This window comes from Nonomuraea helvata, from assembly GCF_039535785.1.
Classification (GTDB): domain Bacteria; phylum Actinomycetota; class Actinomycetes; order Streptosporangiales; family Streptosporangiaceae; genus Nonomuraea; species Nonomuraea helvata.
In genome coordinates, this window is sequence record NZ_BAAAXV010000012.1 from 160,250 (window position 1) to 186,205 (window position 25,956).

Consider the following 25,956-nt stretch of genomic DNA (forward strand, 5'->3'; position numbering starts at 1 on the left):
TCGAATCTCTGAGGCATGCCATGACCACATCAGTCGGCTCCCACCGGCTCCCATACGAGCCCACCATCCCTGACCCCAGGCGCTGGTGGGCGCTGGTCGCCGTTGCGACGGCACAGCTGCTGATCGGTCTCGACTCGACGATCATGAACATCGCGCTACCCTCCGCGCAGAGATCGCTGGAGATGTCGGATCCCGCTCGCCAATGGGTGATCACCATCTTCGCTCTGGGGTACGGCGGCTTCCTGCTCCTGGGCGGGCGGATGTCGGACCTCATGGGCCGCAGGCGCAGCTTGCTGATCGGGCTGTCCGGATTCGCGCTGGCCTCCGCGTTCGGCGGTGCGGCCGTCGATCCGGCGATGCTGCTGACCGCGCGGGCACTGCAAGGCATCTTCGGAGCGCTGGTCACTCCGTCCGTGCTCGGGACGCTCGCGGTCGCCTTCCCGCGGCCCGCCGAGCGCGGCAAGGCGTTCGGGATCTACGGCACCGTCCTGGGCAGCGCTTCCGGCCTCGGCGTGGCGCTCGGCGGAGTGCTCACCGACTACCTGGACTGGCGCTGGTGCATGTACGTGAACCTCCCCCTCGCGATCGCGGCGGCAGCCGGAGTGCTGTACGCGGTCCGTCCCGCGCCTCGCGCCCCCGGGGTACGGGTCGACGTCATCGGCGCCCTGCTCGCCACCACTGGCCTGATGGCCCTGGTCTTCGGGTTCGCTCATGCCGAACCCGACGGCTGGAGCGCGCCCACCAGCGCCGGGGCGCTGGTGGGCGGTGTCCTCGTGCTGGTCGCGTTCGTCTGGGTCCAGCGCCGGAGCACAGGGCCGCTGCTGCCCCTGCGGGTGGTCCTCGACCGGCGTCGGGGCGGGTCCTACCTGGCGGTGTTCAGCCTGGCGACAGGCATGTTCGCCGCGCTGTTCTTCCTCACCTTCTATCTGCAGGACGTGCTCGGCTACTCGCCGGTCATGGCGGGTCTCGGCTTCCTGCCCCTCACCGGCGGGCTCATGCTGGGCGTACGCCTGGTGAGCCCTCTCATCGCCCGCACGCCGGTGCGCCTGCTGCTGGCACCCGGGCTCCTGACCATCACGGCCGGGCTCGCGCTGCTCGGCCTTGTCCAGGTCGACAGCGGCTACTGGCTGCACGTGCTGCCCGTGTTCGCCTTGGTCGGCCTCGGCACCGGCTGGGTGCTGGTCACCGCCAACAGCACCGCCACCCTCGGAGCGGGGGCCGACACGGCCGTGGCAGGCGCCATGGTCCAGACCTCCCAGCAGATCGGCGGGTCCCTCGGCACTGCCCTGCTCGGCACGATCGCCGGCACGTCCACCGCCGACTACCTCCGCGCACATCCGGCGTCCGCCGCCGCCGCGACCGTCCACGGCTTCAACGTGGCCGGCCTCGCGGCGGCGGGCTTCCTCGCCCTGGCCACGGCCGCGGTCTTCTTGATCATCGGCCCAAGTGACGTGCAGCGGCAGAACCCGTGAGGGCCCTCCGACGGCATATGCCGGACGTGGCCACGTCGGCGGTGAATCCGGCCCCCCGCAGGTAGCACGACCAATGTCGATGACGCCAGGAGGCAACCGTGATCAAGACCTTCCGTATCGAGGTTCCCCAGGCAGAGCTGGATGACCTGGCCGTCCGGCTGGGCCAGGCCCGTTGGCCCGACGAGTTGCCCGGCGTGGGCTGGGATCACGGCATCCCGCTCGGCCGGGTACGCGAACTGGCCAACTACTGGCGCACCGGCTACCACTGGCGCGAGCACGAAGCCGAGCTCAACGCCTATCCGCAGTTCACCACCGAGATCGACGGGCAGAACATCCACTTCCTGCACGTTCGCTCACCCCGGCCGGACGCGCTCCCCCTGATCCTCACCCACGGCTGGCCCGGCTCCATCGTGGAGTTCCTCGACGTGATCGGTCCGCTGTCGGAGGAATTCCACCTGGTGATCCCGTCGATCCCCGGCTTCGGATTCTCGGGTCCCACGCACGATCGCGGCTGGGACATTCACCGCATCGCCCGCGCCTGGGCCGAGCTGATGCGCCGCCTCGGCTACGACCGCTACGGCGCCCAGGGCGGCGACTGGGGATCGGGGATCTCCCTCGCGCTGGGCGCCGCCGACCCCGGCCACGTGGCGGGCATCCATGTCAACTTCCTGTCCCCGCTGCCCGCCGGCTACACCGAGGACGGGCTGCCCGCTGAGGATCTGGCCCGGCTGGAACGGGCCAAGCGCTTCCTCACTCAGCCGTCGGCACATCGCCTCCTGCAGAGCACCCGGCCGCAGACCTTGGCGTACGCACTGACCGACTCGCCGGTCGGTCAACTCGCGTGGATCGCCGAGAAGTTCGGCGAGTGGGCCGACCCGCGATCCGAGATCGCCGTCGATCGCATACTCACCAACGTGGCGATCTACTGGCTCACCGGCACCGGAGGCTCCTCGGCTCGTCTCCACCGCGAGAACGCCGGACCACCGCCAACCTGTACGCCACCGCTGGGCGTGGCCGTCTTTCCGCACGAGGTCGTCCTCCCCGTGCGTGCCGTCGTCGAGCAGGCCTACACCGTCACGCATTGGACGGAGTTCGACCGCGGGGGCCACTTCGCCGCGCTGGAGGCTCCTGACCTGCTCGCCGCCGACGTACGGGCGTTCTTCGCCAACCTGCGATGACCGAGGCGCACGCTCCAGCGGCAGACACGAGCCTGGGCCGGCTCCGAGAACATCCCGGTTCATTCACCATGAGAAGGAGAAAGGCATGACCACCTCGTCCACCAGGGACAACACGGTCCTGTTGCTGGTCGATCACCAGACTGCCGTGATGGAGCGGCTGGTCAAGGTACCTCCGCTGGAGGACGTCAAGGCGAATACGGTCGCGCTGGCGCGTGCCGCGCGGCGGCTCGGCGTACCGATCGTGCTCAGCTGCAACATCGAACAGGACAACGGCATTCTGATTCCCGAACTGGAGAAGGCGGCTCCCGACGAGTATCACCAGCGCGTCGAGCGGCAGGGCACCGTCAACGCCTTCGATGATCCCCGGGTGTCGGCAGCGGTCCGGGCCACCGGCCGCACTCATCTGGTGATGGCCGCGATCGGCTCCGAGGTCTGCGGGCTCAACACCGCACGCGGCGCCCGGCAGGAAGGGTACGAGGTGCAGTTCGCCGCCGACGCCTGCGGCACGCTGACCGAGTTCTACCACGACATCGTGCTGCGGCGGCTGGAGAGCGAGGGCGTCAAGCTCACCACCACGCCGATGATCACCGCCGAGCTGGTCACCAACTTCGCGACCGCCGACGGAAGGGAGATCGTGCAGATCCTCGCCGAGGCAGGCAGAACTGGACGCTGAGCCGCGAGCCTTGTGACTGGCGCCGGCGGCGTTTGGGGATCGCGGGCCGTCCGGCGTACAGGCCCTCGATCTTGGTGTGGCCTTGTCCGGCGAGGCTGTGTCTGACCTGGCGTTCTATGAGGCAGAAGATGAGCAGGGCCAGGCAGATGACGGTGACCAGGGCGGCGATGGGCCCGTTCTTCGTCAAGTGGTTGCAGCTCAGCCAGCGCGCCCACCCGTTCGAGCCGGGCGCGACGGTCGCCCGCAACGCCGTGGGCGATGTCGACTCCGCGGTGCTGGCTGCGTACAACGCCCCGTTCCCGGACGAGTCGTACCTGGCGGCCGCACGCCAGTTCCCCACTGACTTCGTGGCCGCTTCATCGATGACAGCCTGAGACGTCCCACCGGCCGGCACCCCAACGCCGGTGGGACAGCCGGTGGGACAGAGTGCACGTCGAGCAGACGCGACGCGGCAGACCGGCGGTCTCCTGGCTGCCGTCGGCCTGCCGACGTGTCGGACGCCTCACCAGGGCCGTCGACTTGGAACAACACCCGGCGGTGTTGTGCTCACCCAGCCCGCCTTGACCAGGGGCATGGCCGCGTACTTGATCGCCCTGGGCGGCCTGACGCGGGCAGCCGCCCTGGCGGCGCTGCTGGTGCTCATCGCCGCCCTGGTCCGGCTGCTGCCCCGCACCACCGCCACCGGCTGAGCCCCCGAGCCAAGGACTCAGCCCCCGGCCGGCGCGTAGCGGGCGCGCAGGCGCGTCTTGGCGGTCTCCGCGGCCCCGAGGTGCTCCAGGCCGAGCAGCGCCGCGCCCACGATCGGGGGCACGTCGGCCAGCACGAGTTTGGCCCGCGGCGCCCGTACCGCGAAGGCCGAGTCCAGCAGCGACATCAGCAGCGGGTCCCTGGCCGTCAGCATGCCCCCGCCCAGCACCACCTCGACCGGCGTCTCCAGCAGGCCGAGGCGGCGCAGGCAGACCTCGGCCAGCACCGTCACCTCCTCCGCCTGCCGCTCCACCAGCGCCCTGGCCACGGCGTCACCGTCCGCGGCCACGGCGAGCACGCCCGGCGAGAGCTCGTGCAGCCGGTCCTCGGACAGGCGGCCGAAGTGCACCTCCAGCACGAGCTCCTCGACCGTCGCCGTGCCGAAGTGGGCGGTGATCAGGCCGGTCAGCGCGGTCGGTACGCCCCGCCCGTCCTCGGCGCGGGCCGCGTACCACAGCGCCTCCTCCGCCAGGCCCTGCCCGCCGCCCCAGTCGCCGCTGATGCGGCCGAGCGCGGGGAAGCGGGCCACCGCGCCGGCGGGGGAGACGCCGACCGCGTTGATGCCGGCTCCGCACACCACCGCCACCCCCCACGCGGCCGACGCGCCGGCACGCAGCAGCGCGAACGTGTCGTTACGCACCACCACGTCCCCGCCGAGCCCCCTGGCCGCGAGCTCGCGCGCCAGCGCCTCCTCCTCGACGGGCAGGTCCGCCCCCGCCAGGCAGGCCGACACATGGTCGAACCCGCCCGCGGGCCGCGGCAGCGTCGCGAGCGCCTGCTCCACCACACTGACGGCCGCCGCCACGCCGTCGCGCTGCGGCGCGAACCCGCCCGCGCGGCCCGTGGCGAGCACCTCGCCGTCCTCCGCCACCACCGCGACGTCGGTCTTGCTGTTGCCGCCGTCCACGGCGAGCACCAGCCGCGTCACCGGCCCACCGTCCACGGCAGGTGCGCGCGATTGGCCTCCAGCAGCAGGCCCGTCAGCTCCTCGGCGATCTCGTCCTGCCCGACCAGGGGATGGGCGAGCAGCGCGTCCCGCACCCGGTCCGCCCCGCCGTGCAGGGCCGCCTCCAGGGCGAGCGTCTCGTACGCGGACACGTGCGCGATCAGTCCCGCGTACAGCGGCTCGACGGCGGGCACCGGCAGCGGCGCCGCCCCGCCCGCCCCGACGGCCGCCGGCACCTCGATCACCGCCGAGTCGTCGAGGAACGGCAGCGTGCCCGCGTTGCGAACGTTAACAATCTGGGTGTCGCCCCGGTCCCCGAGCAGGGACGCGATCAGCGCCACGGCCGCCTCCGAGTAGAACGCCCCGCCCCGCTCCGACAGCAGCTCCGGCTTCGTCACCACGGCCGGGTCGGCGTACATCTCCAGCAGCCGCCGCTCCAGAGCCGCCACCTCCGCCGCCCGCGACGGCTTCGAGCGCTGCTCGCGCACCACCTCGTCGTGCGCGTAGAAGTAGCGCAGGTAGTACGAGGGGATCGCGCGGAGCCGCTCCAGCAGCCCCGGCCGCAGCCCGAGGCTGTCGGCGATCTCCTGGCCGTGCGTGCGCAGGATGGAGGGCAGGACATCCTCGCCGTCCAGGTAGACGGCCCGCTCCCAGGTCAGGTGGTTGAGCCCGACGTGGCCGAGCGAGATCCGCGAGGGCGCCACCCCGAGCCCGGCGGCGAAGGTGCGCTGGAAGCCGATCGCCACGTTGCACAGCCCGATCGCCCGGTGACCGGCGTCGAGGAGGGCCCGGGTGACGATGCCGACGGGGTTCGTGAAGTCGACGATCCACGCCTGCGGTGCCAGCGAGCGTACGACGGAGGCGATCTCCAGCACGACCGGAACCGTGCGCAGCGCCTTGGCCAGCCCGCCCGCGCCGGTCGTCTCCTGCCCCACGCACCCGCAGCGCGGCGGCAGCGTCTCGTCCACCTCCCGGGCGGCCTGCCCGCCCACCCTGAGCTGGAAGAGCACCGCCACGGCCTCCGCCACCCCCTCCTCGACCGAGGACGTGGCCAGCACCCGCGCCGGGTGCCCCGCGTGCGCCAGCATCCGGCGCGACACGCCCGCCACCAGCTCCAGGCGCGTCGCGTCCGGATCTATCAGCGCGATCTCGGTCACCGGCAGCTCCTCGCGCAGCCGCGCGAACCCGTCCACCAGCTCAGGCGTGTACGTCGAGCCGCCCCCGACCACGGCGATTTTCAACCCTTCACCCCCGTCAAAGTCACGCCCTCGATGAACACTCGCTGGGCGAAGAAGAACACGATGATCACCGGTGCCGTCACCAGCAGTGTGGCGGCCATGGTGAGGTTCCACTGCACGCTGTGGAACGCCTTGAACGTGGCCAGGCCGAGCGACAGCGTCAGGTGGTCCTGCTCGACGCCGGCGTACAGCAGCGGCCCGTAGTAGTCGTTCCAGCAGTAGAAGAACTGGAACAGGGCGACCGCCGCGACAGCCGGGCGGGCCATCGGTAGGATCACCCTGACCAGGGTCTTGAGGTCCGAGCAGCCGTCCACCCTGGCCGCGTCGGTGTAGTCGCGCGGGATCGTGACCAGGAACTGCCGGAGCAGGAAGATCGAGAACGCGTCCCCGAACAGCAGCGGCAGGATCAGCGGCCACAGGCTGTCGGTCAGCCCCAGCCGCGCCCAGACCAGGTAGATCGGCACCGCGATGACCTGCGGCGGCAGCATCATCGCGGTGATCACCAGCAGGAACGCCAGGCGCCTGCCGGGAAAGCGGAACCGGGCCAGCGCGTACGCCACGGGAACGGACGACACGACGGTGAAGACCGTCCCCAGCACCGCGTACATGAGGGTGTTGGCCGTCCACCGCAGCAGCATCGACTTCTCGAACACCACGGCGAAGTTCTCCCAGTTCCAGCTGCGCGGCCACAGGTCGCTGGTCAGCGCCTGCTGGTCGGTCATCAGCGCGGTCAGCGCGATGAACACCACCGGCGCCACGAACATCAGCGCCAGCGCGATGGCCAGGGCGTGCGTGGCGATCCAGACCAGCAGCCGCCGCCTGCGGGCCCGGACGCCGTCCCGGCGCGCGGGCGCGGCCACCGTGCGGGGCGGCGCGGTCGCCGTGGCGCTCATGAGGCCTCCTCGGCCCGGCGGAACTGCCGGAGCAGGATCAACGTGAAGATCATCGACGTGGCGAACAGGAGCAGCGCGAGCACGCAGGCGTACCCCATGGAGTAGTCGCGGAAGCCGACCTGGAAGAGCCACTGCGGCAGCGTGAGCAGCGACTCGTCCGGATAGCCGGGCGAGAACGAGCTGCCGGGGGAGTCGGTCGAGCCCGAGGCCACGCGGGAGGCGATCATCGCCTGCGTGAAGTACTGCAGGGCGTAGATGACGTTCGTGACCAGGGCGAACATCAGCACCGGCGCGAGCGTGGGCAGCGTCACGCTGCGGAACTGCCGCCACGGGCCCGCCCCGTCGATGGCGGCCGCCTCGTACAGGTGCCTGGGCACGTCCAGCAGCGCCGCCAGGAAGATCACGACGAGCTGGCCGCAGCTCCACAGCGACAGCAGCGTCAGGCTCGGCTTGGACCAGGCCGGGTCGCCGAACCAGTCGGGCCCCTGGATGCCGAACAGCGCGAGGAACTGGTTCCACGGCCCGGTCGAGGGGTTCATCAGGAAGACGAACGTGATCGTGCCGGCCGCCATCGGCACCAGCGACGGCAGGTAGAAGATCGTCCGGAACAGCCCGGCCCCGGCCTTGAGCCTGACCACGAGCTGCGCCAGCGCCAGCGAGAAGAGCACGGTCGCCGGCACCAGGACGACCACCAGCCAGAGCGTGTTCTTGGCCGAGGTCAGCACCCTGGGGTCCTGGAAGAGGTACCGGTAGTTGTCCAGGCCGGCGAACTCGAGGGTGTACATGTCGTAGCGGTGGAAGGAGAAGTACACCGTGGACAGCAGCGGGTAGATGAAGAAGATCGCCACTCCGGCCAGCCACGGCGACAGCCACACAAGGGCGCGCAGGCCCTCGCGGCGCCGCCACACGTCAGCGAGCGAGGCCACCTCAGCCCCCGGTCAGCTTCAGCTTGTCGTTGATCTGCTTGTCGACGCTCTTCAAGCCCGCGTCCAGGTCCGGTACGGCGCCCTTCTCCCACTTCTCCATGAAGGTCTGCATGGCCTCCTGGTTGAAGACGCTGTTCACGCTGGCGGGGATGGTCGAGGTCTTCGGATGGGCGAAGATATCCAGAAAAGTCTTGAAATTGGCGTCTTCGGCTAGATCGGGGGAGTCCATCGCGGCCCTTGTCGTGGGGACGTTGCGCAGCGCGTTCGACAGCGTCACCAGCGACGAGGTGTCCGTGGTGAGGTACTTGACCAGCTCCCACGCCTGCTGCGGATGCTTGGCGCCCTTCGGCACGCCGATCACGGTGCCCGCGGTGAAGCCGCTGCCGTACAGGTCGGGCCGGTCGTCGGCGACGGGCAGGGGAGCGGTGCCGTAGTCGAGGCCCTTCGCCTCGTTGCCGATCATGGCGTTGCGCCACTCGCCGTCGAGGACCATGGCGACCTTGCCCTCGTAGAACGGGTGCTTGGCGCTCCACTCGTCGCCCAGGCTCTTGCGGAACTTCTCCAGGTTGGCGTAGCCGTACCAGTCGACGAGCTCCTTCTGCCAGGTGAGCAGCTTCTTCCAGGCCGGGTCGGAGCCGATGGCCGAGGTGCTGTCGTCGTTGTACCACGTGGCGCCCACCAAGGGGGCGAGGTGGCTCGGCACGTTCTCGTAGTACTGGGCGCTCGGGACGAACCCGGCCACCTTGATCGTGCCGTCGGCGCCGCGCACGGTGAGCTTCTTGGCCAGCGCCGTCAGCTCGCTCAGCGTCTTGGGCGGCGCGTTCCCCTTCATCAGGGCCTTGTTGTAGTAGAGGCCGTACGCGTCGGCCAGCAACGGCAGCGTGCACTGCCTGCCCTCGAAGCTCGAGTAGGACCGCGCCACCTCCGGCAGTACCGACAGGTCGATGCCGTCCTGCTTGATCACCGGAGTCAGGTCCTGGAACGATCCCGACCTGCACCATTGGGCGACGCTGTCGGTCGTGAACGAGGCCGCCACGTCCGGCGCGTTCCCGCCGCGGATGGCCTGGGTGATCTGGTCGTCCTGCACGCCCTTGACGGCCTTGACGGTGATCTGCGGGAATTTCTGGTTGAAGCCCTTGATGGCGTCCTCGAACGCCTTGACCTCGGCGTCGGTGGAGAACCCGTGCCACAGCTCCAGCGTGGCGGCGGGGAGGGGCTGCGAGGCGGAGCCCGAGGGTCTGGGCCGGGCGCCGAGCGGCGGCCCCGCCTCCTTGCCTGCTGTGCAGGCGGTCAGCGCGAGAGCCGCGGCGACCGCCAGAGGGACGAAGCGCACGGGGGGTGCCTCCTGCCGGGGATCATGACGGAACGGTCGGCGAGCCGCTGGACGCGGCCACCGTCGAGCTGAAGACCTGGTCGCGTACGGTGCCGAGGGCCAAGTGGAGGGCGCCGGCCAGGACGGGGTTGCCTTCGACGCTCGACAGGCGGACCCGGGGCTGCGGGATGGTGAGCGCGTGCAGCTCGTGCTCGACCAGCTCGCGCAGGGTCTCGCCGCCCGACAGCACGATGCCGCCGGTCAGGATCACCAGCCCCGGGTCGACCACGGAGGTGATGGCGGCCAGGCCCACGGCCAGGCGGGCGGCGATGTCGCGCAGCCCGGCCCTGGCGTCGTCGGCCTTCTGCCCCTTGCCCTCGGCCGCCTTGACGGCGTTGGCGACGGCGTGCTGGAAGTCGGCGCCGCGCACGCCGTACGAGCGCAGCAGCTTCAGCACGGCAGGGCCGCCGGTGAGCGCCTGGTAGCCGTGGTTGGCGTAGCGGCCCGCCTCGCGGGCCGTGGGCGCGCCCGGGGTCGGCATGTAGCCCACCTCGCCCGCGCCGCCCGTGGCGCCCCTGTGCATGCGCCCGCCCAGCACGATGGCCGCGCCGATGCCCTCGTCGGCCCAGAGCAGCACGAAGTCCTGGTGGCCCTGGGCGGCGCCGTGCGCCTGCTCGGCCTGCGCGACGAGGTTGACGTTGTTCTCCACGTCCACCGGCACGCCCAGGCCCGCGCTGAGGGTGGGCACCAGGTCGGGGATCTGCCAGCCGGGCACGTCCTTGGCGGCGGCGTACCCGAGCCGGCCGGTGGACGGGTCGATGGCGGCCTGTACGCCGATCACGACCCGGCGCAGCGTGCCCGGCGGGTTCGCGCCGCGCAGGGCGGCTTTGAGGCGGTCCACGAGCTCGCCATGGGGCCGGCGCGGCGTCGGCAACACGTGCTCGCCGACGATCGCGCCGGTGATGTCGGCCACCTTGGCCTCGATCCGGTCCGGGGTGACGTCGAGCGCGGCCACGTACGCCGCCGCCGGGTTGATGCGGTAGACCTCGGCCGTACGTCCCGGCAGGCCCTCCCTGATGCCGTCGAGCACGACCAGCCCCGCGTCCTGCAGCCGGGAGAGCAGCTGCGAGGCCGTCGGCTTGGACAGCCCCGTGAGGGTGCCGATCTCGGGGCGGGTCAGCGGACCGCGTTCGAGGAGGGCCTGCAGGGCGGCGCGATCATTGATGGCGCGTAGCAGACTAGGGGTCCCCGGGACCGGACCGCTCACAGTCACATCTCCTTGCTCAAGAGTTAGGAAAGTTTCCTAACTCGGAACATAGGGAGTCGGCCCGTGCCGGTCAAGGGGTGAGACCAAGACGTAACAGGAGAGGATCAAGAGAAAGCGAGTGAGAGTGCCTCAACAGGCCTGCTAATGTAGTCGTTTGTCGTAACAACAAGCAGAATGGCCCGGAGTGTCCCATTAACCACAATAATGGTCAGGCGGCAACTCGTCAAACAGAGCTCGCCAGGGAGCAGGCGTACGTCACCGGACTCTACGCCCGCCTCGACGAGCTGCGCGAGCGTACCCAGCGGCAACTCAAAGAGGTGCTGGCCATGGGGGCCGTCGGCACGATGCAGAACATGTCCGAACGCGACACGTTCGCCGACATGCACGCCTCCAGGCTCGCGCGGCTGTGGGCGGTCGAGCGCGGCCTGGTTTTCGGTCGCCTGGATCACGTCGACGAGGGCCGGCTGTACATCGGCAAGATCGGCATGACCGACGATGAGCAGACGCGCCTGCTCATCGACTGGCGGGCGCCGGTGGCGCAGCCGTTCTACCGCGCCACCCCGGCCGCCCCGATGGGCGTCACCAGGCGCCGCCACCTGCAGACCAAGGGCCGCACCGTGGTCGGCGTCGACGACGACCTGCTCGACCTCGACTCGCTCACCGACGACGACCGCGCCACGCTCAACGGCGAGGCCGCGCTGCTGGCCGCGCTCGACGAGCGGCGCACGGGCCGCATGCGCGACATCGTCGCCACCATCCAGGCCGAGCAGGACCGCGTCATCCGCAGCGACCTCAACGGCGTGCTGGTCGTGCAGGGCGGCCCCGGCACCGGCAAGACCGTGGTGGCCCTGCACCGCGCCGCGTACCTGCTCTACACCCACCGCGAACGCCTCGAGCGCCGCGGCGTGCTCGTCCTGGGCCCCAACCTCACCTTCCTGCGCTATATCGAGCAGGTCCTGCCCTCGCTCGGCGAGACCGACGTGCTGCTGTCCACGGTCGGGGAGCTGTACCCGGGCGTGACCGCCACCGCCAGGGAACGGCCCGAGGTGGCCGCCGTCAAGGGCGACCTCCGCATGGCCGAGGTGATCGCCAAGGCCGTGCGCGACCGGCAGCGGGTGCCGCGCAAACCCGTCGAGATCACCATCGGGCGCATCACGCTCACCATCGACCGTTCCATGCTCGAGGCCGCCAGGAACAAGGCCGTCCGCTCCCGCCGCCCGCACAACCAGGCCCGCGCCGTGTTCGTGCGCTCGCTGCTCAACGCCCTGGCCAGGCAGCAGGCCCGCAAGATCGGCAAGGGGCTCATCGACGAGGACGAGCTGGCCGACCTGCGCGAGGAGCTGCGCACCGAGCCGGCGGTCAAGTCCGCGCTCAACCGGCTGTGGCCCTACCTGACGCCGCAGCGGCTGCTGCTCGGCCTGTACGGCTCCCCGGAGCGCCTCGGGTACGCGGCCTCGGCGCTGAGCCCGGAGGAACGCGCGCTGCTGCGGCGCGACGGCGGCGAGTGGACCGAGTCGGACGTGCCGCTGCTCGACGAGGCCGCCGACCTGCTCGGCGACATCGACGAACAGGTGCTGCGCGCCACCGCGATGCAGGCCGAGGAGGAGCTGGCCGCGGCCAGGCAGGCCGAGGAGCACCAGCGCGAGGCCGAGCTCGCCTACGCCCGCGAGGTCCTGGAGCTGACCGGGCTGTCCGACGTCATGGAGGCCGAGCGCCTGGCCGAGCGGCAGCGTGACGGGGGTCCCTACCTCACCACCGCCGAACGCGCGGCGGCCGACCGCACATGGGCCTATGGGCACGTGATCGTGGACGAGGCGCAGGAGCTGTCGCCGATGGCGTGGCGGGCGGTCATGCGGCGGTGCCCGACGCGGTCGATGACCATCGTCGGGGACATCGCGCAGACCGGATCCGCCGCCGGGGCGCGGTCGTGGGCGGAGGTCCTCGATCCGTACGTGGCCGGGCGGTGGCGGCAGGAGCGGCTCACCGTCAACTACCGCACGCCGGTGGAGCTGATGGCGGTGGCCGCCCGCGTCCTGGCCACCATCGATCCCGCGCTGCAGGCTCCGACGTCCGTGCGCGAGGCGGACGTGGAGCCGTGGTCGGCGCCGCTGGCGGCGCTGCCGGAGCTGGCCAAGGCGGAGGTGGGCGAGGGCGGCAAGGTCGCCGTGGTGGTGCCGGACGCGCTGTTGGAGTCCCTGGGGGCCGAGGTGGCCGCCACGGTGACGGGCGCGGCGGTGGTGACCTCCGGCGCGGCCAGGGCCGGCTCCGGGGCCTCTGGGGGCTCTGGGCGGGCCGGGGCGGCGGCTGCTCTTGACGCTCCGGTGGCCGTGATGTCGGTGGCCGACGCGAAGGGGCTGGAGTTCGACTCGGTGATCGTGGCCGAGCCCGACCTCATCGCCGCCCAGTCGCCACGGGGGCCGAGCGACCTGTATGTTGCTCTCACCCGTGCCACGCAACGGCTGGGAGTGGTGCACGAGCGCCCGCTTTCACAGGCGCTGAGCGGTCTGCAAAGCCGCTCACCAGCAGGCAAATGAGCTTCGATCGGCTTCCGGCCCATGCTCTACCTGGGAAAACTTGATGTTTCTGCTGATCGGGACACGGTTGACATCTGAGGTGGAGTCGGTAGTTTGCTGCGCAGTCCAGCACGGGACTTGGCCGGTTGGCCGTCTCTGACATCGTCGGATCCTGCGTCCGTGACGGAGCGTGACTTCGTCCACACAGCCAGGTGCAGGGCCGTCGGTCCGTCGAGTCGGGGCACCCCAACCGGGCGGGGGGTTGGACCCGGGACGGGTCCGGGAGCCCAGTAGACAACGGAATTCCGCGCTCGCCGCCGACGAGACGGGTCCGGTCCGAAGGGTTTCCGGGCCCTCTTCCCGCTCTCGTGCGCAGGACCGACATGTGCGCCGGGTGGTCCCGTCGGCCACGGGATCACCCTGCCGCCTCCCATGCAACGCCGATTCTTTTCGATCTTCTTTGCCGCGCTGGCTTGAGCCGCGCCCGCGGGGCGGTAGCGTTTTCGCAAGCAGGCGTGCGATTCGGCGGAGGAGATCCCGGAGTGGTTCAGGAGAGAGCGAGCCTACCGCCCACACCCGGGCGCGACTCGACGCATGCCACTGCGCCCCCTCCCGCCGCCCCTGCAGCCGCCACGTCCGAGGCTGAGCCTCCGCTCACGTCCGCCTCGACCAGCGCGCTCGGTTCGGGCGACGCGTCCGTCTCGAGCGACGCGCCAAGTGCCCTGCCGTCCACCGGCGCCGCGTCTCCGCCCGCGAGGGCCATGTCCGATGCCGCGCGCACCTCCGGCGATGCGCCCGAGGACGAGCGAGTCGCCGAGGACGGGGCGGGCGGCGTTGACGCGTCGGAGCCCGAGCTGCCGTCCGGCGCCGCATCGACGTCTGCGCCTGAGATCGCCTCCGCGCCTGAGATCGCCTCCGCGCCAGCGACCCTCTCCATGGCGGCGACCGCTTCTGTGCCAGCGACCGCCTCCGCGCGGGATGGGCGCACCGAGGGACGGTGGGTGCTGCTCGCACGCGTGGCGGCGGGCGTGGTCGGTGGGCTCGCGCTCTACACCGCCTTCCCGCCGCTCGACTGGTGGCTGTGCGCCCCCCTCGGCATCGGCCTGATCGTCGCGTCCCTCTACGGCACCAGGCCCAGGAGAGCCGCCTGGCTCGGTTACCTGACGGCCGTGGTGTTCCTGCTGCCCACCCTCGCGTGGGTGCGGGCCATCGGCGACGACGTCTGGCTCATGCTGGTGGGCACGGAGAGCGTGTTCTACGCCGTCATGGCCGCGCTGGCCGCGCTGGTGTTCAGGCTGCGGGCCTGGCCGTTGTGGTTCGGCGGGCTGTGGGTGGCCATGGAGTGGGCGCGCGGGCTGGTGCCCATCGGCGGGTTCCCGTGGGCGCGGGTGGCGTTCAGCCAGAGCGAGTCACTGTTCACCGAGTACGCCGCGCTGGGCGGCGCGCCGCTGGTGTCGTTCGCCGTCGCCCTGTGCGGGGCGCTGCTGGCCTATGCCGCCCTGGTCAAGCCCAAGGCCACTCCCGGGCCTGAGCTCGTTCCTGCGCCCTCTGACGGTGTTCTGACGCCCGATGGTGCTCCGACGCCGGAGGCCGGTGCGCGGCCCGAGGTCGGCTCGGGGATCAAAGGTTCCGTGTGGCGCAGGGCCGTACCCGTGGGGGTGGCGCTGGCCGTGCCGGTGCTGACCCTCGCGATCCCCAGGCCGGGCGACGAGGGACGGACCGTCAACGTCGGCATCGTCCAGGGGAACGTCCCGGGAAGGGGCATGGGCTTCCTGGGCGACGAACCCGCCGTTGTCCTGAAAAATCATGCCAACGAGACGAAACGCCTCGCCCAGGCCGTACGCGAGGGAAGGCTCCCCAAGCCGGACTTCGTCGCCCTCCCCGAGAACTCCACGGACATCGACCCCTACAGCGACCCGTATGCCCGCCAGATCATCCAGGACTCGGTCCAGGACGTCGGCGTCCCCACGCTGATCGGAGCCGTGGTCGCGATCGGCGAGGAGAACCGCGCCACCCGCAGCCTCGTGTGGGACCCGAAGACCGGGCCCGGCGCCTACTACGACAAGCAGCACCTGGTCCCGTTCGGGGAGTACACGCCGTTCAAGGACATCGTGCTGGCCCTGTGGGAACGGGCGAGCCTGGTCGGCAGGCAGTCGGTCGCGGGCGACAAACCGGGCGACCTGAAGCTGGGGCCGGTCACGATCGGCGCGGTCAACTGCTACGAGGTCGCCTACGACGACACGGTGCGCGGCACCGTACGCGCCGGGGGCAGCCCGCTGGTGATGCAGGCCAACAACGCCACCTACGCCCTGTCCAACCTGCCGCCGCAGCAGCTGGCCATGTACAAGCTGCGCGCCGTCGAGCACAACAGGGCCGTGGTGGCCGCCGCCACCACGGGGATCTCCGCGAACATCGGACCTGACGGTAAGGTCTCCTGGCGGACCCGCGAACTGGTCGCGGACATGAACGTGGTCAAGGTGCCCGTACGCACCCGGGAGACGATCGCCACGAAAGTGGGCGCGGTTCCGGAATGGGCATTGATGATGATGGGAGCGGCGGCGGCAGGAGTCGCCGCATGGCGTGGCAGGCGGCGAGGCGATCGGATGAGGAACGACGGATGATGGAGACTCTCGGCCGGGTGCTCGTCGTCGTGCCGACCTACAACGAGCACGACAATCTGCCCGCGATCGTCGAGCGGATCCGGGCCGCGGTGCCGGAGGCCCACGTGCTCGTGGCCGACGACAACAGTCCCGACGGCACCGGTGAGGTCGCCGACGGGCTGGCCGCCGACGACGACCACGTGCACGTCATGCACAGGGAGGCCAAGCAGGGCCTCGGCGCCGCCTACATCGCCGGGTTCCGCTGGGGCCTGCGGGAGAGCTACGACGTCCTGGTCGAGATGGACGCCGACGGCTCCCACCAGCCCGAGGAGCTGCCCAAGCTGCTCGAGGCGCTGGCCGACGGCGCCGACCTGGCGATCGGCTCCCGCTACGTGCCCGGCGGCAAGGTGGTCAACTGGCCCCATCGGCGCGAGCTGCTGTCCAAGGGCGCCAACCTCTACACCCGGGTCATGCTCGGCCTGCCCGTACGCGACGCGACCGCCGGCTTCCGCGCCTACCGCGCCGCCACCCTGGAGAAGGTGGGCCTGTCCGGCGTGGAGTCGCAGGGCTACTGCTTCCAGGTGGACCTGACGCTGCGTACGTCCAAGCACGGGCTGCGGGTGGTGGAGGTGCCGATCACGTTCGTGGAGCGCACGATCGGCAAGAGCAAGATGAGCGGCAAGGTCATGTCCGAGGCGCTGTGGCGCATCGGGCTGTGGGGCGTCACCGGCCTGCCCAAGCGCCTGCGCGGCGGCGGCGGCCACAACTGAGCTGCCGTAACTGAGTGGCCGCAACCGAGCGGCCCGTAACTGAGCGGGCTCTCAGGACGGGCGGAACGCTTTCCGGTCGCCGGGCGTTGTTCGTGCTGTAACGCGTGTGCGGAATCGAGGAAACGATGCGGTTGCTGCTCTTCCTGGCCTTCCTGGTCGTCCCCGTCCTGGAGATCTGGCTGCTCATCCAGGTCGGCTCGGTGATCGGCGGCCCCGCGACCGTGGCCCTGCTCATCGCCGACAGCCTGCTGGGCGCGTGGCTGGTGCGCCGCGAGGGCCGCAGGGCCTGGCAGGCGCTGCAGGAGGCGCTGCGGTCCGGCCGGATGCCCGACCGCGAGCTGGCCGACGGCGGCCTGGTGCTGGTGGGCGGCGCGCTGCTGCTGACGCCGGGCTTCTTCACCGACGTGTTCGGGTTCCTGTGCGTGCTGCCGTTCACCCGGCCCCTGATGCGCCGCCTGGGCGCCTGGTTCTTCGACCGCAGGGTCAAGAAGCTCTCCGCGAGCTCCCCGTACTCGCACCTCTTCCCGTCCGTCGAGGACCCCGGAGCGGCGCACGGCGGCCGGGTGGTCCACGGCGAGGTCATCCGCGAGGAGCGCGACTGACTCCTTCCGCACGGGGCATGCGTCCGGGACCGGACGACTCGCGGGAGGACGCATGCCGCACGTGGACAGGATCGCCGAGCCATGGGGGACGCGGACGCCGTACGGGCCGGGGGAGCCCTGGCCGGTCCGCGTCGACTCCTTCCTCGAGGCCGGCGTACGCGCGCAGGACGTGGACCGCTGGGTGCAGAGCGCGACCATCCTGCACAGCAACGGTGACGGGCTGGACATCGCCGTCAAGGACGGGCGTGTCGTCGGGGTGCGCGGGCGCGCCGAGGACCGCGTCAACCACGGCCGGCTCGGCCCGAAGGACCTGTACGGCTGGCAGGCCGTCAACGCGCCAGACCGGCTCGTCCGCCCGCTCGTCCGCCAGAACGGACGGCTGGTCGAGACCGACTGGGACACCGCGATGGAACGCGTGGCCGGCCGCGCCAGGCAGCTCCTCGACGAGCAGGGACCGAGCGCCATCGGCTTCTACACCACCGGCCAGCTGTTCCTGGAGGAGTACTACACGCTCGCCGTGATCGCGCACGGCGGCATCGGCACCAGCCACCTCGACGGCAACACCCGGCTCTGCACGGCCACGGCGGCGGCCGCGCTCAAGGAGTCGTTCGGCTCCGACGGGCAGCCGGGCTCCTACACCGACGTGGACCACGCCGACGTCATCGCCCTGTACGGGCACAACGTGGCCGAGACGCAGACCGTCCTGTGGACGCGGATCCTCGACCGGCTCGCCGGCCCGAACCCGCCCGCGCTCGTCTGCGTGGACCCGCGCGAGACCCCGGTGGCCCGGGCCGCCACCGTGCACCTGGCCAACCGTCCCGGCACCAACGTCGCGCTGATGAACGGGCTGCTCCACGAGATCATCGCCAACGGCTGGATCGACGAGCGGTACCTGCGCGACCATGTGGTCGGCTTCGAGGAGCTCCAGAAACGGGTGCACGACTTCCCGGTGGAGGAGGCCGCCAGGATCTGCGACGTGCCCCCGGACGCGCTGCGCGAAGCGGCCCGCCTGATCGGCACCGCGCGGCGGCTGCTCTCCACCGTCCTGCAGGGCTTCTACCAGGCCCACCAGGCCACGGCCGCGGCCGTCCAGGTGAACAACATCCATCTCGTACGCGGCATGCTGGGCAGGCCCGGCTGCGGCGTCCTGCAGATGAACGGCCAGCCGACCGCCCAGAACACCCGCGAATGCGGCGCCGACGGCGACCTGCCGGGCTTCCGCAACTGGTCCAACGACACCCACGTGCGCGACCTCGCCCGCGTCTGGAACGTCGATCCGATGGACATCCCGCACTACGCCCCGCCCACCCATGCCATGCAGATGTTCCGTTACGCGGAGGAGGGCTCGATCCGGTTCCTGTACGTGACGGGGACCAATCCGGCCGTGTCGCTGCCCGAGCTGGAGCGGATCCGCTCGATCCTCGCCCAGGACCGGCTCTTCCTGGTCGTCCAGGACATCTTCCTGTCCGAGACCGCGCAGCTGGCCGACGTGGTGCTGCCCGCCGCGACGTGGGCCGAGAAGACCGGCACGTTCACGAACGCCGACCGCACCGTCCACCTGTCGGACAAGGCCGTCGAGCCGCCCGGCGAGGCCCGCCCCGACCTGGACATCTTCCTGGACCTCGCACACCGGCTCGACCTGCGCGACAAGGACGGCGCGCCGCTGGTGAAGTGGGGCGACGCGGAGGGGGCGTTCGAGGCGTGGAAGGAGTGCTCGCGCGGGCGCCCGTGCGACTACAGCGGGCTGTCGTACGCGCGGTTGCGCGGCAGCGGCGGCATCCAGTGGCCGTGCGACGCCGACCGCCCCGGCGGCACCGAGCGCCTGTACGCCGAGGGCCGCTTCTGGAGCGCCCCCGACTATTGCGAGGCCTACGGGCGCGACCTGCTCACGGGGGCGCCGCTGTCGGACACCGAGTACAAGGCGCTCAATCCCGACGGAAAGGCGATCATCAAGGCCGCCGAGTACGTCCCGCCGCACGAACAGGCGGGCGGCGAGTTCCCGTTCTGGCTGACGACCGGGCGTACCCTCTACCACTTCCACACCAGGACCAAGACCGCGCGGGCGCCGCAGCTCCAGCGCGCGGCCCCGGAGCCGTGGGTGGAGATGTCCCCGGCGGACGCCTCCCGCGACGGCTTCGCCGAGGGCGACCTGCTGGAGATCGCCACGGCGCGCGGCTCGGTGCGGGCGCGGCTGCGGATCACCGAGATGCGGGACGGACTGGTCTTCCTGCCGTTCCACTACGGCTACTGGGACCTTCCGGGCGGCTGCGGGCCCGGCGCCGGATCGGGAAGAGCGGCCAACGAGCTGACGATCACGGACTGGGACCCGGTCTCGAAACAGCCCCTCTTCAAGACCGCCGCGGCGCGGGTCTCGCTGGTGGAGGTCTGCCCCGGCACGCCGTCCCTGGCGCCGACCACCACGGCGTCCCGTCCTGTCTCCGCCGAGGTGCCCGCCACTGCCGGAGGAGCCGAAGCCCAGGCGGAGGAGTCCCTGTCATGAACCTGGATCTGGTGATCCGCGAACTGCACCGCTCCGAGAACGAGCTGGCCCACGTGCTGCTGCGGATGTCGGAGCGGCACAAGACCGACCACGAGACGTACCATGTCGCCCGCGACCTCGCGGCCTGGTGCCACGACCACGTGCGGGCGCTGGCCGAGGCGGGCAAGGACTACGGCCTGGACCTGGACCCGTCCCCGGCGGGCGACCCGTCCATGGTGGAACGCCTGCGCGACAAGGCGGCCGAATGGCTCGGCCGCCGCCCGGAGCCCGGGCTGCTCCTGCTGGCCGACTTCCGCCACCTGTATCTGGCGGCCTCGGAGGTCTCCCTGGACTGGGAACTGCTGGCCCAGGCCGCCCAGGGGGCGAAACAGCGGGACCTGCTCGAGCTGGCGCGGCGTTGCCATCCCCAGACGCTCAGGCAGCTCCGGTGGGCCAACGCCCGCCTGAAGGAGTCTGCCCCGCAGGCCCTGGCCTCCTGACACGCGCGCATGAAGAACCCCCGGGCGGCAGGCCGCCCGGGGGTGTCACCGTGAGATAAAGTCAGGCGCTCTTTCGACGCTGGGCCCGCAGTACCGCGAGCCGCTCGTTGAGCACCTCCTCAAGGTCTTCGATGGACCGCCGCTCCAGAAGCATGTCCCAGTGTGTCCGCGGGGGCTTGACCTTCTTGGACTCCGGCTGCTCGCCGTCCATGCGTACCGCGGTCGCGCCGCACATGCGGCACTCCCAGGTCGCTGGGATCTCAGCCTCGGCTGCAAGCGGAACCTCGAAGCGATGGCCCTTAGGACAGGTGTAGGACACCTCCTGGCGCGGGGCCAGATCCGTGTTACGGTCGTTCTCGTAGCTGGTTGCCCCGAGCCGGGTGCCACGAAGCGCGCGCTCGCCCATGTCTAAATGCCTCCTACAGGGCCCCCTTGCGTGGGGGGGTCTGTCTCCCACGGTGTCTAACGCTTGGTACCGTGATGGGATTCCCACCCGCGAGGTGATCCAATCGCGCTTCGGGCCTCGGTTCTTCACACCTTCGCCGAACGGGCCCGCATCTGGGTCGTGACCAGGGCCGCGGCCAGCCAAAGTCCGCCGATCATGATCAGGACGCCGTGCGCGATCCGCAGCGGATACGGTCCGAAGAACTGCGGGATGAACAGCGCGAACCCCAGCGCCAGCGCCGTCGCGCTCCACTTGGGCAGCGTTCCGGACCGCCACACGGAGACCGCGGCCATGATCGTGCCGACGCCGAGCAGCAACAGTCCGGCGGCGAACATGGTGACCGCGACGGGCCCGTACCTGAACTCCTGGGCCAGCTCCATCAGCGCCGGCGCCTGGTCGCGGAGCGAGCGCTGGGCGATCACGTTCAGGCCGAAGTCCTCGGCGCCGTAGTACGGAAGGGTCAGGCCCGCGCCCACCCAGGTCACCGCCGCGGCGCGCAGGGAGAGGCGGTCGCCGAGCACCTGGTGCAGTCCCAGCACGGCCAGGCCCAGCAGCACGAATCCGACCATGGCGGCCGCGTGCCCGGCGACCCACGCCGTGGACGCCATGGCGGTGGCGTCGTCGCCGGAGGGGCGGACCGCTGGATAGACGAGGAAGAGGATCCCCGCGGCGGCGAAGGCGGCGGAGGTGAGTCTGGGGGCCATCAGTGCTCCTTGAAGAGGACAATGCTCTTATGTGAGAGCAATGCTCTCGTCAGTGGTCGCTGATGTCAAGAGCGGTGCTCTCTCTTTGGAGCGGCGACTTCATCTTTCAGCGGGAGCGCCGGCGGGTCAGGAGGGGGACGAGCGTTCTGTCGCCCAGGCGGGTCATCGCCGCCAGCGGCTTGACGGCGGCGCTCACCAGCCAGGGAAGGCCCGGCCTGCCGGTGGCCCGGGCCAGGCCGGGGGCCGAGCGCGGCCATCATCGCCGTCAGTCCGGGCAGTGGACGGATCCACATGGTGATCTCCTTGATCAGCCCGTCCTCGCCCACCTCGACGAAGGCCGCCTCGTGGATCTCCTGGCGGCCCAGCCGGGCGGTCGCGGTCAGGGCGCGGCGGCGTCCGTCGCCGATGTCGCTCTGGTAGCGCAGGTCGGACAGGGCGCTGAACACGACCGAGAACAGCTCCCGGACCTGCTCCTTGCCCGCGAAGGAGGCCGTGGCGCTGAGCGGCGAGCGGAAGACGACGTCGTCGGCGAGCGTGGCGAGGAGGGCGTCGACGTCATGCGCCTCCCCGGCCTCGCGGTACGCCCTGGCGGGTGAGTCCTGAATGTGAACTGTCATGAGTTCACTTTATCAACCCACTATTCTGGGCGTATGAACAGGTTCGGTGAGATGCACTGCTCCATCGCCCAGGCCGTCGGCGTGGTCGCCGAGCCGTGGACGCCGCTGATCCTGCGCGACCTGTTCCTGGGGCTGCGCAGGTTCGACGACCTGGCGGAGGATCTGGGGATCTCGCGCAACCTTCTCACCCGCCGCCTGGAGCACCTGGTCGCGGCAGGGGTCGTGGACAGGCGGCCGTACCAGGAGCGTCCGGTGCGTCACGAGTACGTCCTCACCGAGGCGGGCCGCGACATCGTGCCCGCCCTGCTGACGTTGATGGCCTGGGGGGATCGCTGGTCGACGCCGCCGGGCGGCCCGCCCGCGCTCCTGGTGCACTCCTGCGGCGAGCGCTTCACGCCCGTGGTCACCTGCCCGCACTGCGGCGGCGAGGCCACGGCCGACACGGTGACGGCCATCGGGGGCCCGGGCGCCGCTCAGGGCCCGGGCACCATGCTCCTCGCGGCGCCCTCGTAAGCCGGCCCGGTAAGCCGGCCCGGTAAGCCGGCCCGGTAAGCCGGCCGTCACTCAGAGGCGGGCGGGCACCTCGTTGCCCGCCGCCTCGATGGCCTTGCGGAGGTTGGTCATGGCCAGGAGGACAAAGCCGACCACGAAGAAGATGATCATCGAGACGATGGCGATGCGGTAGCTGTTGGTCAGCTGCAGCGCGATGGTGACCGTCAAGGAGCCGATGAACGCCGACCCCTTGTCGCTGATCTGCAGCAGGCTGAAGTACTCGGCCTCCCGCCCCTTGGGGATCACCTGCGAGAACAGCGAGCGCGACAGGGCCTGCGTGCCGCCCAGCACGATGGCGATCGCGAAGGCCATCAGGTAGAACTGCAGCTCCTGCTTCTCCGCCACGAACATCGCCGCCACCACGATCAACGTCCACACCACCAGGCTCGCCAGGACCGTGCGCTTGGTCCCGAAGCCGCGGGCCAGCCACCCCAGCAGCAGCGCGCCGAAGAACGCCACGAACTGCACCATCAGGATCGCGGTGATCTGCACCGTCTTGTCGAGCTTCAGCGCCTCGGAGGCGAAGGCCGCGCTGTTGCCGATGACCGTCTGCACGCCGTCGTTGTAGACCAGGTAGGCGATCAGGAACAGCAGCGTCAGCGGATAGCGGCGCAGCTCGGCCAGGGTGCGGCCGAGCTGGCGGAAGCTACCGCCGACCGAGCCCAGCGCCGTGCCCTCGTGGACGGGTACGGGCCGGTTGCGCAGCCGCAGCAGCGGGATGATCGTGAAGATCGCCCACCACAGGCCCGCCGACATCATGCTGATGCGCACCGCCATGCCCTCGCCCAGGCCCAGGCTCTCGTGCTGGAGGTAGAGCACGAGGTTGAGCGCCAGCAGCAGGCCGCCGCCGAGGTAGCCGATGGCCCAGCCGCGCGAGGAGACCCCGTCGCGCTCCTGCGGGGTGGAGATCTGCGGCAGGAACGAGTCGTAGACCACGACCGAGGACCCGTACGCCAGGTTGGCCAGGATGAACAGCACCCCGCCCAGCATGTAGCGGTCGCCCTCGACGAGGTACAGGCACATCGTGGCCAGCGCGCCGATGTAGGCGAAGCCGCCGAGCAGCTCCCGCTTGCGGCCGGTGTGGTCGGCCAGCGCGCCCACCACGGGCAGCGCGACGATCTGCAGCAGCACCGCGATCGTCAGCGTCAGCCCGAAGAACGCGGCCGGCCTGATGTCGGCGCCCAGCACGTCGACGTACCCCAGGCCAGGGTGGGCGGCGGCCAGCTTGTCGAAGTCGGTCACGCACGTGTCGGACGCGATCGCCGGGAAGTCCTTGGCGCAGGCCGCGGTCTTGGCGACCGGGATGAGATACGGGCCGAGGAAGACCGAGATGATCGTGGTGTAGAAGGCGGAGTTGGCCCAGTCGTAGAAGTACCAGCCGCGCTGCTCGCGCCTGCGCGCTGCGGGGGAGTCGTCGAGGGCCGCGGGGGGTGCGGGTACGGGCATGGCGTCGGGTCGCTCCTATGCGGCCGTGAGGGGCTTGTGGAGGGGGTGGGGACTCTCTACGCGGCCAGGCTGCCGGGGTGCCACTGGCCGCGGCGCTCCAGCACGCCGCGCAGGGCCGTGAGGTTGTCGGTCATGATGCCGTCCACGCCGAGGTCGAGCAGGTGCTCCATGCGGGCGGCATCGTTGACGGTCCATACGTGCACCTGCATGCCGACGGCGTGCGCCGTACGCACCAGGGCCCGGGTGGTCACGCGCAGGCCGCGGAAGCCCACCGGCACCTGAGCGCACGGGACGCCGGAGCGCGACAGGCGGGCCAGCAGGCGGCCGTAGCCGGAGGTGGAGGCCGCGGCGCGCAGCGCGGCGACGCCGCGCGGGCCGAGCGCCGAGCACACCTCCCTGCCCAGCGCCGCCCTGGCCATCACCAGGCGTTCGTCGGAGAAGGAGGTCAGGCAGATCCGGTCATAGGAGTTGGTACGCCGGATCGCCGCAGCCAGCGGGGCGATGGCGGCCGCCTCCTTGACGTCGATGTTGAACCGGATCTCCGGCCAGGTGCCCAGCAGGTCCTCCAGCAGCGGGATCTCGTGGACCCCGCCGATGCGGGCCTGCCTGACCGCCCGGTAGGGCAGCTCCGAGATGCGGCCCCGGTGGTCGGTCACGCGGTCGAGCGTGTGGTCGTGGAAGGCGAGCAGCACCCCGTCGGAGGTGGCGTGCGCGTCGGTCTCCAGATAGGTGTAGCCGAGCGCGACCGCCCGCTCGAAGGCGGCGAGGGAGTTCTCCGCGCTCTCGGCCGCACCGCCGCGATGGGCGAAGGCCAGCGGGCCCGGATGGTCGAGAAAGGCGAATCGACGGCTCAGCACGTCCTGAGTATGCCTTCCGTGGGTGAACGGATCGGTTACGGTTCGGGGAGATTCTCCCACTCCTGGCGGCGCGCCTCGGCCAGCGCGATGGCCGCCGCCACCGCCACGTTGAACGAGCCCACCCGCCCGACCTGCGGGATGTAGCAGACGCCGTCCACGGCCTCGAGCAGGGCGGGGGAGCAGCCGTGGTCCTCGCTGCCGACCACCAGGCACACGTCGCGGGCCAGGTCGGCCCGGTGCAGCGGCACGGCTTCGGCGGTCAGCTCGATCGCCAGCACCGCGTAGCCCTCCTCCTTGGCGGCCTTGACCGCCTCGGTGGCCAGGACCGGCTCGTGCCAGGTGACCAGGCGCTCGGTGCCGAGCGCGGTCTTGCCCGCCTTGGGGTTGGTGGGCGGGGTGGCGTTGCCCGCGAGCCAGATCTCGTCCACGCCGAACGCGGCAGCGCTGCGGAAGATGGAGCCGATGTTGAACGGGCCCGTGACCGATTCGATGATCAGGCCGAGGCGGTTTCCGGTGTTCCTGCGCCAGGTGCGGTTGAGCCGCTTGACGTCGGTGGGGCGCAGCTGCCTTCTCATCGGGTCACCTTCAGGATCCGGTAGGCGGCCCGGCTGGCCTCGCGTGAGGCCTGCCAGCCCTGCTCGCCGAGCCAGCGCTGCAGGGAGTCCGAGCCGAGGTGTTTCTGGACGACCAGGTAGGCCACGCCGTCGGGGGTGAGCCTCGTCAGCCACCTGGTGAGCATCTCGTGCAGAGCCTGCTTCCCTATTCGGATCGCAGGATTAGACCAGATTGCCCGAAATTTCACATCATCTGGAACTTCGTCGACATGTACAGACCTTACTTTGTAAAGGCGGGCGGCCTGTGCGTTCCGGGCGGTCAGCTCCACACTGCGCCGGTTCACATCGACGGCCCAGACCGTCGCATCGGGCGCCCGCGAGGCCATGGTCAGCGCGATCGGCCCGTAGCCGCAGCCCAGGTCGAGCAGGTCGCCCTCCTGCGGGGGCGGCGGAACGCTCTCCAGCAGGACGCGCGTGCCCACATCGACCCGCTCCGGCGAGAACACGCCGCTGTCGGTCTCCAGCCGCAGGTGCAGATCGGGCAGGACCAGATCGACCGATCCCGGCCTGCTCGCGGTCTTCGGCTGCTCGGAGAAGTAGTGGGCCACGTCGCAAAACGTTACCGGACCGCCCCGCGACCTCAGTCCGCGCCGAGGCCGGCGGGC

The 25,956-nt window shown here is 70.9% G+C and carries 25 protein-coding genes; 12 read left to right on the plus strand and 13 right to left on the minus strand.

The genetic code is table 11. The annotated features are described in order from the left end of the window. The first annotated feature begins 20 nt into the window (after positions 1 to 20). From ABD830_RS50820 to ABD830_RS50840, 5 genes are all read left to right on the plus strand, one after another. Positions 21 to 1,472, plus strand: a complete 1,452-nt coding sequence (locus tag ABD830_RS50820; RefSeq protein WP_345002821.1) for an MFS transporter — start codon at positions 21 to 23, stop codon at positions 1,470 to 1,472. 98 nt (positions 1,473 to 1,570) lie between these two features. Then, positions 1,571 to 2,650 (plus strand): epoxide hydrolase family protein, encoded by a 1,080-nt coding sequence (locus ABD830_RS50825; RefSeq protein ID WP_345002822.1) that lies wholly within the window; start codon positions 1,571 to 1,573, stop codon positions 2,648 to 2,650. Positions 2,651 to 2,735: 85 nt separating this feature from the next. Continuing rightward, a complete protein-coding gene (locus ABD830_RS50830; protein WP_345002823.1) occupies positions 2,736 to 3,323 on the plus strand; it encodes an isochorismatase family protein in 588 nt (195 codons plus the stop codon). Between the two features lie 116 nt (positions 3,324 to 3,439). Further along, a complete protein-coding gene (locus ABD830_RS50835; protein WP_345002824.1) occupies positions 3,440 to 3,697 on the plus strand; it encodes a hypothetical protein in 258 nt (85 codons plus the stop codon). Positions 3,698 to 3,883: 186 nt separating this feature from the next. Continuing rightward, a complete protein-coding gene (locus ABD830_RS50840; RefSeq protein WP_345002825.1) occupies positions 3,884 to 4,012 on the plus strand; it encodes a hypothetical protein in 129 nt (42 codons plus the stop codon). A 17-nt stretch (positions 4,013 to 4,029) separates the two neighbouring features. Here ABD830_RS50840 and ABD830_RS50845 read toward each other — a convergent pair whose 3' ends face one another. Genes ABD830_RS50845 through ABD830_RS50870 form a run of 6 tightly spaced genes read right to left on the minus strand, consistent with a single transcriptional unit; the run spans position 4,030 to position 10,652 of the window. Further along, positions 4,030 to 4,998 (minus strand): N-acetylglucosamine kinase, encoded by a 969-nt coding sequence (locus tag ABD830_RS50845; RefSeq protein WP_345002826.1) that lies wholly within the window; start codon positions 4,996 to 4,998, stop codon positions 4,030 to 4,032. Then, positions 4,995 to 6,257: a family 4 glycosyl hydrolase gene (locus ABD830_RS50850; protein ID WP_345002827.1), complete on the minus strand. Its 1,263-nt coding sequence runs from the start codon at positions 6,255 to 6,257 to the stop codon at positions 4,995 to 4,997. Before ABD830_RS50850 ends, ABD830_RS50845 begins: the two co-directional genes overlap by 4 nt. Next, positions 6,254 to 7,147 (minus strand): carbohydrate ABC transporter permease, encoded by an 894-nt coding sequence (locus ABD830_RS50855; RefSeq protein WP_345002828.1) that lies wholly within the window; start codon positions 7,145 to 7,147, stop codon positions 6,254 to 6,256. Before ABD830_RS50855 ends, ABD830_RS50850 begins: the two co-directional genes overlap by 4 nt. After that, a complete protein-coding gene (locus ABD830_RS50860; RefSeq protein ID WP_345002829.1) occupies positions 7,144 to 8,073 on the minus strand; it encodes a carbohydrate ABC transporter permease in 930 nt (309 codons plus the stop codon). The genes ABD830_RS50855 and ABD830_RS50860 overlap by 4 nt, the downstream gene beginning before the upstream one ends. 1 nt (position 8,074) lies before the next feature. Next, on the minus strand, positions 8,075 to 9,406 hold the full coding sequence (locus ABD830_RS50865; RefSeq protein ID WP_345002830.1) for an ABC transporter substrate-binding protein: 1,332 nt from the start codon (positions 9,404 to 9,406) through the stop codon (positions 8,075 to 8,077). Between the two features lie 22 nt (positions 9,407 to 9,428). Then, entirely contained in the window at positions 9,429 to 10,652 is a 1,224-nt protein-coding gene (locus ABD830_RS50870; RefSeq protein ID WP_345002831.1) for an ROK family transcriptional regulator, read from the minus strand. 326 nt (positions 10,653 to 10,978) lie between these two features. Between ABD830_RS50870 and ABD830_RS50875 the strand changes: the two genes are divergently transcribed. The 6 genes from ABD830_RS50875 (at position 10,979) to ABD830_RS50900 (ending at position 20,116) form a co-directional block, all read left to right on the plus strand. Then, on the plus strand, positions 10,979 to 13,186 hold the full coding sequence (locus ABD830_RS50875; RefSeq protein WP_345002832.1) for a HelD family protein: 2,208 nt from the start codon (positions 10,979 to 10,981) through the stop codon (positions 13,184 to 13,186). A gap of 740 nt (positions 13,187 to 13,926) precedes the next feature. After that, positions 13,927 to 15,786: an apolipoprotein N-acyltransferase gene (gene lnt / locus ABD830_RS50880; RefSeq protein ID WP_345002833.1), complete on the plus strand. Its 1,860-nt coding sequence runs from the start codon at positions 13,927 to 13,929 to the stop codon at positions 15,784 to 15,786. After that, complete coding sequence (locus ABD830_RS50885; RefSeq protein WP_345002834.1) at positions 15,783 to 16,535, plus strand: polyprenol monophosphomannose synthase; 753 nt, start codon at positions 15,783 to 15,785, stop codon at positions 16,533 to 16,535. The genes lnt and ABD830_RS50885 overlap by 4 nt, the downstream gene beginning before the upstream one ends. 125 nt (positions 16,536 to 16,660) lie before the next feature. Next, complete coding sequence (locus tag ABD830_RS50890) at positions 16,661 to 17,137, plus strand: FxsA family protein (RefSeq protein ID WP_345002835.1); 477 nt, start codon at positions 16,661 to 16,663, stop codon at positions 17,135 to 17,137. Positions 17,138 to 17,189: 52 nt separating this feature from the next. After that, positions 17,190 to 19,637: a molybdopterin oxidoreductase family protein gene (locus ABD830_RS50895; protein WP_345002836.1), complete on the plus strand. Its 2,448-nt coding sequence runs from the start codon at positions 17,190 to 17,192 to the stop codon at positions 19,635 to 19,637. Then, positions 19,634 to 20,116 (plus strand): hypothetical protein, encoded by a 483-nt coding sequence (locus ABD830_RS50900; RefSeq protein ID WP_345002837.1) that lies wholly within the window; start codon positions 19,634 to 19,636, stop codon positions 20,114 to 20,116. The genes ABD830_RS50895 and ABD830_RS50900 overlap by 4 nt, the downstream gene beginning before the upstream one ends. 61 nt (positions 20,117 to 20,177) lie before the next feature. On the opposite strand, the gene ABD830_RS50905 is transcribed toward ABD830_RS50900, so the two are convergent. The 3 genes from ABD830_RS50905 to ABD830_RS50915 form a co-directional block, all read right to left on the minus strand. Further along, entirely contained in the window at positions 20,178 to 20,522 is a 345-nt protein-coding gene (locus tag ABD830_RS50905) for an RNA polymerase-binding protein RbpA (RefSeq protein ID WP_345002838.1), read from the minus strand. 125 nt (positions 20,523 to 20,647) lie between these two features. After that, positions 20,648 to 21,265, minus strand: coding sequence for a hypothetical protein (locus ABD830_RS50910; RefSeq protein WP_345002839.1), 618 nt, complete (start codon positions 21,263 to 21,265; stop codon positions 20,648 to 20,650). 65 nt (positions 21,266 to 21,330) lie between these two features. Then, on the minus strand, positions 21,331 to 21,882 hold the full coding sequence (locus tag ABD830_RS50915) for a nuclear transport factor 2 family protein (RefSeq protein ID WP_345002840.1): 552 nt from the start codon (positions 21,880 to 21,882) through the stop codon (positions 21,331 to 21,333). 33 nt (positions 21,883 to 21,915) lie between these two features. On the opposite strand from ABD830_RS50915, the gene ABD830_RS50920 reads away from it, so the two are divergent. Further along, a complete protein-coding gene (locus ABD830_RS50920; RefSeq protein WP_345002841.1) occupies positions 21,916 to 22,395 on the plus strand; it encodes a winged helix-turn-helix transcriptional regulator in 480 nt (159 codons plus the stop codon). A gap of 51 nt (positions 22,396 to 22,446) precedes the next feature. On the opposite strand, the gene ABD830_RS50925 is transcribed toward ABD830_RS50920, so the two are convergent. Genes ABD830_RS50925 through ABD830_RS50940 form a run of 4 tightly spaced genes read right to left on the minus strand, consistent with a single transcriptional unit; the run spans position 22,447 to position 25,899 of the window. Beyond that, positions 22,447 to 23,880: an MFS transporter gene (locus ABD830_RS50925; protein WP_345002842.1), complete on the minus strand. Its 1,434-nt coding sequence runs from the start codon at positions 23,878 to 23,880 to the stop codon at positions 22,447 to 22,449. 56 nt (positions 23,881 to 23,936) lie between these two features. Continuing rightward, on the minus strand, positions 23,937 to 24,737 hold the full coding sequence (locus ABD830_RS50930; protein ID WP_378521070.1) for a glycerophosphodiester phosphodiesterase family protein: 801 nt from the start codon (positions 24,735 to 24,737) through the stop codon (positions 23,937 to 23,939). A gap of 35 nt (positions 24,738 to 24,772) precedes the next feature. Beyond that, on the minus strand, positions 24,773 to 25,312 hold the full coding sequence (locus ABD830_RS50935) for a TrmH family RNA methyltransferase (protein WP_345002843.1): 540 nt from the start codon (positions 25,310 to 25,312) through the stop codon (positions 24,773 to 24,775). After that, the gene (locus ABD830_RS50940) at positions 25,309 to 25,899 is read right to left on the minus strand and encodes a class I SAM-dependent methyltransferase (RefSeq protein WP_345002844.1); all 591 of its coding nucleotides are present in this window, start codon (positions 25,897 to 25,899) and stop codon (positions 25,309 to 25,311) included. The genes ABD830_RS50935 and ABD830_RS50940 overlap by 4 nt, the downstream gene beginning before the upstream one ends. Positions 25,900 to 25,956: the final 57 nt, after the last annotated feature.